1 pseudogene is annotated in these 555 nt (G+C 57.3%); it reads left to right on the top strand.

The window, feature by feature from the left end:
- Positions 1–242: 242 nt before the first annotated feature.
- Positions 243–555 (top strand): annotated as a pseudogene (locus tag P7F28_RS10215) (IS630 family transposase); the annotation flags it as partial.

Raw genomic sequence — 555 nt, 5'->3', positions numbered from 1 at the left:
CCAGAACCTGTCGATATTGGTACATCTCGAACTTCCTCTTCAAGCCACCCTCCGGAGCAAATGCGTGCCGTGAGGGTAGCGGTTGGCGGAGTTCGAGCGCCCGCCTCAGACGCCAGTGGCGCCTTTACGGCGAAAATCTACTGGCGCCTATATGCCGAAAAACTTTCGGCGCCTAAACGCCGAAAACTCCCTGGCGCCTTTATGCCGAAAACGGTTTGGCTCCTTAACGGCGAAAGTTCACAGGTTTCGGCTACGTTGAAGGTGTCACGCACGATTACGTTCGTCACGGTACCACTACGCTGTTCGCTGCCTTGAACGTGCTCAACGGCGCTGTGCTCGCCACCTGCAAGCCGCGTCATCGACATCAGGAGTTCCTGTCCTTCCTGCGTGAAATCGACAAGGCCGTTCCCGCTGAACTCGACGTGCACTGCATCGTGGACAACTATGGCAGTCACAAGCATCCGAAGGTCAAGGCGTGGCTGTCGGCACGCCCCCGCTGGCATATGCATTTCATCCCCACTTACCGTTCGTGGCTCAACCAGGTCGAACGCTTCT

Origin of the sequence: Caballeronia sp. BR00000012568055 (assembly GCF_029439455.1) — a bacterium.
Taxonomy (GTDB): domain Bacteria; phylum Pseudomonadota; class Gammaproteobacteria; order Burkholderiales; family Burkholderiaceae; genus Caballeronia.
The sequence above is the reverse complement of the archived record's forward strand: the minus strand, read 5'-3'. Positions and strand labels throughout refer to the sequence as shown.